At 77.9% G+C, this 6,349-nt stretch carries 4 protein-coding genes and 1 pseudogene; 1 reads left to right on the top strand and 4 read right to left on the bottom strand.

What is annotated here, in order from left to right; genetic code table 11:
* A pseudogene (locus MNY62_RS17075) lies at positions 1–1,139 on the bottom strand (hypothetical protein); the annotation flags it as partial.
* Between the two features lie 72 nt (positions 1,140–1,211).
* Positions 1,212–3,419: a replication restart helicase PriA gene (gene priA, locus MNY62_RS17070; RefSeq protein ID WP_242345396.1), complete on the bottom strand. Its 2,208-nt coding sequence runs from the start codon at positions 3,417–3,419 to the stop codon at positions 1,212–1,214.
* 95 nt (positions 3,420–3,514) lie between these two features.
* On the opposite strand from priA, the gene MNY62_RS17065 reads away from it, so the two are divergent.
* Positions 3,515–4,147 carry a hypothetical protein gene (locus MNY62_RS17065; RefSeq protein ID WP_242345395.1) on the top strand — a complete coding sequence of 211 codons (633 nt, stop codon included), beginning with the start codon at positions 3,515–3,517 and terminating at the stop codon, positions 4,145–4,147.
* 35 nt (positions 4,148–4,182) lie between these two features.
* Here the strand turns inward: MNY62_RS17065 and MNY62_RS17060 are convergent, their stop codons facing one another.
* Positions 4,183–4,815, bottom strand: a complete 633-nt coding sequence (locus MNY62_RS17060) for a YqiA/YcfP family alpha/beta fold hydrolase (protein ID WP_242345394.1) — start codon at positions 4,813–4,815, stop codon at positions 4,183–4,185.
* Positions 4,816–5,380: 565 nt separating this feature from the next.
* Positions 5,381–6,346 (bottom strand): CHAD domain-containing protein, encoded by a 966-nt coding sequence (locus tag MNY62_RS17055; protein ID WP_242345393.1) that lies wholly within the window; start codon positions 6,344–6,346, stop codon positions 5,381–5,383.
* Positions 6,347–6,349: the final 3 nt, after the last annotated feature.

Here is a 6,349-nt window from a genome sequence, read left to right as displayed (position 1 = left end):
TCCTCACCGCGGCGCGCCTCCTCCTCCTGGCTTCGCGCCTCTGCGTGGGCGCGGGCCCGCTCCTCGGCGCGCGCGCGCGCCTCCGCCTCGCGCGCGCGGGCGGCCTTCTCGACCGCCACCCGCTCCGCCTCGGCGCGCTGGGAGGCCTCCACGGTGGCGCGGTCCGCCTGGCGCGCGCGCGCCTTTCGCTCGGCGAGGTGGCGCCGCTCGGCCTCCTCCGCGCGCCGCAGGAGCGCCTCGAGGCCGTCCTCCTCCGCGGCATCGGAAGCAGCGGACGGAGCGGCCGTGCGGCGGAGCTCGTCGGCGCGGGCGCGGAGAGCCTCCGCCGCGGCGCGGCGGGCGTCCGGGGCGGCGGATCTCGCGGAGGGCGCCTGCGGGCGCGAGGCCGGAGTCGTCGCGGCTCGGGTCGGGTTCGAGGTCGCGGGGGGCGCGGTCGGGGTGCGGGTCGAGGTCGGGGTCGAGGTCGAGGTGCGCGTCGGGGTCGCGGTCGCGGTGCGGGTCGCGGTCGCGGTGCGGGTCGGGGTCGCGGTCGCGGTGCGGGTCGGGGTCGCGGTCGAGGTCGAGGTCGGGTTCGTCCCTCGACTCCGTGTCTCCGCTGTCGCGGAGGCGCCACGCTCGGGAGGAGCGGCCGCTCGACTCGGAACCATCGGGTTCGGGGCGCTGGCCGCGGCTGACGGCGTTGCGCTGCCGCGCGCGGGCACGCCCGCGGTGCCCTTGGGCGCGCCCGCCGGGAGAGGGACGGCGACGTTCCGTCGCGCGGCGCTCGCCGCGGGGGCCGGCGGCGCGCCCGCCGCCGCGGCGCGGGCGAGGGCCGCGGTCACCTCCTCCGCGAGCTGTCCGGGATCCACCGGTCGAGCGAGCTGCGGCGCGCCGGCGGGAGCGCCGTCGTCGCGGCCGAGGAGGATGAGCGGCAGGAGCGGGGCGCCGTCGCCCGCGGCGAGCCGGTGGGCGAGGGCGAGCGCCTCTCCGGCCTCGCAGGTCGCGCCCACGACGGCGAGGGTGGGCAGCGCCTGCGCCATCACCGCGAGCGCGTCGGACGCGTTCGTCGCGAGCACGGTCTGGTGCCCGGCGCGCATGAGCACGCGCTTGACCGCCGAGATCTCGGCGATGTCGTCGTCCACGAGGAGGATGCGCGCCACGTCGCGCGATTATGGATCGCGCCCAGCAGGGGACCAAGCGGGCGCCTCCGTCGCCGGGTGCGATACGGCCGCTCACAGCATGGAGTGCGGGTCCATGTCGAAGCGCACCTCGGCCCCTCCGGGCGGCCGGTGCGCCACGCGCGCGAGCGCGCCGTGCACGCGGAACAGCGCCTGGGGCGAGCTCGCGCGGAAGAGGAGGTGCCAGCGCGTGCGGCCGCGGATCCGCTCGATCGCCGCGGGCGCGGGCCCGAGCATCGCGACCTCGCCGCGGAGCGCCGGTCGGGCCGCCTCCGCGAGCGCCTCCGCGGTGCGGCGGGCGCCCGCCTCGGAGCCCTCGACCCGCGCGGCGAGGAGCCTGCCGAAGGGCGGGTAGCCGTGGCGCCGGCGGCGCTCGAGCTCGCCCGCGGCGAACGCCGCGTAGTCGTGCCCCGAGGCGCAGGCCACGGCGGGCGTCGCCGGGTTGAAGGTCTGCACGATCACCCGGCCCGCGTCGGCGCCGCGGCCGGCGCGGCCCGCGACCTGCGCGAGGAGCTGGAACGTCCGCTCGGCGGCGCGGAAGTCGGGGAGGGCGAGGGCGGTGTCGGCGAGCACCACCCCGACGAGCGTGACGCCCGGGAAGTCGTGCCCCTTCGTCACCATCTGCGTCCCGACGAGCACATCGAGCTCGCGCCGCGCGAAGCGCGCGAGCAGCTCCGCGGTCTCCTCGGCCGTCCCGACCGCGTCGCGGTCGAGGCGGGCGACGCGCGCCTCCGGGAGGAGCGCGCGGACCGCCTCCTCGACCTGCTCGGTGCCGACGCCCACGCCGAGACGGGCGCCGCCGCACGCGGGGCACCGCTCGCCGACGCGCTCCGTGCGGCCGCAGTAGTGGCAGAGCAGGATCCCGCGCCGCGCGTGGTGCGTGAGGGAGACGGCGCACTCGGTGCAACGCGCCTCCTCGCCGCACGCCTCGCAGACGACGAGGGTCTCGTAGCCCCGGCGGTTCAGGAACAGGATCGCCTGCTTCCCGGCGGCGACGGTCTCCGCGAGCGCCTCGGCGAGGCGCGGTGACACGAGCCCCGGGCCGAGGTCGCGTCCGGGGCGGCGGAGCTTCGAGAGATCGACGAGCTCGACCTCCGGGAGCGGGCGGTCGTCGATGCGCGCGGGCAGCTCGAGGAGCCGGTAGCGGCCGCGCCGCGCGTTCTCGAGCGTCTCGAGCGAGGGGGTCGCGGAGCCCAGCACGACGACCGCGCCCTCGAGCTTGGCGCGCACGACGGCGAGATCGCGCGCGTGGTAGGCGGGACCGTCCTCCTGCTTGAAGCTGCCCTCGTGCTCCTCGTCGACGACGACGACGGCGAGGTCCGGCACGGGCGCGAAGATGGCGCTCCTCACGCCCACGCAGATGCGCGCCTCGCCGGACCGGAGCCGCTGCCACTCGGCGTGGCGCTCCGCCGGGGAGAGTCCGGAGTGGAGCAGCGCGACCTCGTCGCCGAAGCGCGCCCGGAACCGGCCGGCGAGCTGCGGCGTGAGCGCGATCTCCGGGACGAGCACGAGGGCGCCCTTGCCCGCGGCGCGCGCCCGGGCGATGGCCTGGAGGTAGACCTCGGTCTTCCCGGAGCCGGTGATGCCGTGGAGGAGGAACGGCGTGAACGCGCCGAACGCCCCCGCGATCGCCTCGAGCGCCGCCGCCTGGGCCGGGGTGAGCGCGAGCGGCGCGGCGGAAGCGGGGAGGAGCCCGCCGCGCGCGACCGGCACCTCGCGCTCGAGCCGGACGAGCCCGCGGCGCGCGAGGGCGCCGAGGGCGGGCCTTCCCGCCGGGAACGCGGCTCGGAGCTCCTCGACCGGGATGCGCCCGCGCGCGAGCAGGTACTCGAGTACCGCGCGCTGGGCGCGGGCGCGCGCGAGGGTGGGGAGGGCGTCCGCGGCGGAGGCCTCCGGCGCGGCGTACTCGACGCCGCGGCGCACCGGCGCGGCGGCGCCCTTGCGCGTGTTGAGACCGGGAGGGAGCGCGGCGCGGAGCAGCTCGCCCGCGGGGACGAGGTAGTAGTCCTCCGCCCAGCGGATGAGCTCGACGAGCTTCGGCGTGAAGGGAGGGACGCGGTCGAGCACCGCGGCGACCTCGCGCAGCGCGACGCCCTCCGGCGCCGAGGCCGGGAAGCCGACCACGTAGCCGGTCGCGCGCCGGCTCTTGCCGAACGGCACGGCGACGCGCTGCCCGAGCGCGATCTCCGGAGCCAGCGCGGGTGGGGCGCGGTAGGTGAATGTCCCGCGCACCGCGGCGGCGACGGCGACCTCGACGAGCACGGCGGGAGTGTAGCAAGCGATCCCGCCGCGCGCCCCGCGCGGTAAACTCCGCGGCACCGCCCCCGCCTTCCGTTCCCGAACCGAGGAGAATCCCGATGCGCTCCCGCACGCTTCCGCTCGCCCTCGCCCTGCTCGCTGCCGTTGCCTGCGGCGAGCGCAAGGCCGAGCCACCCGCGCAACAGCCGGCCCCCGCCGTCGCCCCGCAGCAGCCGGCCCCGGCCCCGGCCCCGGCCCCGGCCCCGGCCCCGACCCCGACCCCGACCCCGACCCCGACCCCGACCCCGGCCCCGACCCCGGCCCCGGCCCCGACCCCGACCCCGGCCCCGGCCCCGACCCCGACCCCGACCCCGACCCCGACCGTGAAGCCGGCTCCCTCCCCGAAGCCCGCCGCCGAGGCCAAGCCCGCCCCGGCCGCGTCGCCCGCTCCTGAGGCCGCCCCCGCCGCGCCCCAGGGAGCGCAGCACGCGAAGGTCGGTGACTCGAAGTGCAAGATGTGCCACCGCGTCCAGCACCAGTCGTGGGCCGCGAGCCCGCACGCGGCGAAGGGGCTCGACTGCGAGGGCTGCCACGGCAACGGGGCCGACTACTGGCCCGCCTCGGTCATGCGCGACCGCGAGAAGGCGGTCGCGGCCGGGCTCGTCCTGCCGACGGTCGCGACCTGCAAGCGCTGCCACGCGAACCCGGACGCCGCGCTGCTCGCGAACGTCCACGCGCACAAGGCGAAGTAGCGGAGCGCCCGGGGAAGGCGCGCTCCTCCCGGCGCTCACCCGCCGAGGAGGAACGCGCGCGCCTCGTCGAAGATCCGGTCGAGCGACGCCGCGAGCTCGTGGCCGTCGTCGACCGCGACGAGGCGCGCGGTCGGGGTGCGCTCGACGAACGCCTCGACGTCCTCGAACGGGACGGTGTCGTCGCGCATGCCGGCGATGCAGAGCGTCGGGACGCGGACCTCCGGGAACGCCGGGTAGGCGCCGGCGTCCTCGAAGAACTGGAAGCCGATGCGCCGCATGCGCCCGGACGCGTAGTGCATCGTCTCGAGCCCGTTCGCGCGCCAGTCCTCGAGCGCCCCCGGCCCGAGCCGTGCGCGCCACCGCTCGAACAGCCGGAACGCCGGCGCGAGCAGGACGAGCTTCTCGACGCCGGGATCGCGCGAGGCCGCGAGCGCGGCGAGGTACCCGCCGAGCGAGCTGCCGATGATCGCGTGCGGCGGCGCGGCGCCGTCGAGCGCGGCCTCGGCGATGCCGAGCATGGACGACGGCGAGGAGCGCTCGAAGCCCTCCGCGCCGGGCGTGAGATCCGGGACGTGGAGGGGCGCTCCGAGGGCGGCGAACCGCTCCGAGAGGATGCGCGCCTTGTGAGAGGAGGGGCCCGACGCGAAGCCGTGGAGGTAGAGGATCACGGCGCCGAGCCTAGCGCGGAGGCACGGGGCGCGCCCGCTCGAACGCCACGTTGAGGGGGCGACGCGATCGCGACCCCGACGTCGACCGCGACCCCGACCACGACCACGCTCGTGGTTCGACAGGCTCACGACGAGCAGAAGATATCGTCCGCTCGCCCTGAGCCTGTCGAAGGGCGAGCGGTTCCGATGGCGACGAGGACAGCGGCAACCGAGGCCAAGCCCCACCACTCACCCCGCCCCCAGCGCGCCGCCCTAAGTGGCGGGACCTCGCGCCCGCAGGCGGGCCACTGGACGCGGTAGGCACCGCCCCGACCCACGGACCGCAATGCAACGCGGTTGGCCACGGCGACCTCGCCCATGCGCAGCCCCCGCCCGCAGCCCCGCGTTGCCGGCGGCGTCTGGCGGACGGCACCGCCCCCTGTACCTTGTCCCCGTCCATCGTGGCCCGCCGAGGACGTGAGGTCCCGTCCAGGCGGCGCGCCAAGGTGACCTCGGTCGCGGGAATGCCGGACAACCCGACCCGACCCCCAACCCGCCGTCGCCCCCGCGACGCGCCCGCCGATCCTCACGCCGCGGACGAGCCCGCCGCGTGCCGATTCGCCCCGGCCGCGCCATCCACTCCGGGCTTCACGCGCCGCCCGCCGCCGCCCGAGAACCCGCGCCGAAGCGCCCGCACCACCCCCTCCTCCCGCCACCGCGAGAGCTCGCGCCGGAGCGCCCGCGCCTCGCGGTCGCGCTCCTCGCGGAGGACGGCGAGCGTGGCGCGCGCGGCCCGGCGCTCGCCCCGCCCGCCCCGCCGGGCGAGGCGCTCGAGCCGCTCGATCCGCACGTCCGTGTCGTGGAGGTCGCCGAGCCGCTCCTGGAGCGGCACGAGCGCAGCGAGCATCCGCGTCGCGGCGTCCGGGAAGCCGCGGTCCACGAGCTCGGCGGCGTACCGGAGCTTCTTGGCCGCGATGCGGAGCCGGTGCACCTTGCGCGGCGACCGCGCGTCGTGCGCGTCGGCGAGGCGGCGATTCACGGTCCTGAGCCGCCTCGTCACCTCCTTCGCGAGCCGCTTTCCCTCGAGCCGTCCCTTCCCTGCCGCGTCCTCCGCCGCGCGCGCGATCGACGGCGCCACGGCGCCTTGCCACGCGCGGAGCGCGCGCCGCAGCCGCTTGGCAGCCTTCGGCAGGCCCGCGCCGGCCCACGTCGCGAGGCGGCCGGCGCCGCCCTCCTTCCTCGCGTGGCGCGCGAACCAGCGCCGCTGCACCTGGCCGTCGCGGACCTCGCCGAGGGCGTCCTGGAGCGCCTTCACCTCGCCCTCGAGCGCGGCGAGCTCGCCTCGGCCGAAGAGCTGGATCGCGGCGCGCAGCCGCCGCGTCGCGATGCGCATGTCGTGCACCGCGTCCACGTCGGGCTCGCCGTCCCCCTCCCCCAGCGCCGCGGCCTCGTACCGGCGCACGTCGTCGAGGCGCGCGCGGACGAGGAGTGGCCCGGCCACGGAGACCGGGGTGCCGGGCTCGAGCCCGGGGATCTCGGTCGGCTTCGCCACCCG

Source organism: Anaeromyxobacter terrae (assembly GCF_022690685.1).
GTDB classification, from domain to species: domain Bacteria; phylum Myxococcota; class Myxococcia; order Myxococcales; family Anaeromyxobacteraceae; genus Anaeromyxobacter; species Anaeromyxobacter terrae.
Note: the sequence above shows the minus strand (reverse complement) of the source record. Positions and strands in the feature narration are given on the sequence as shown.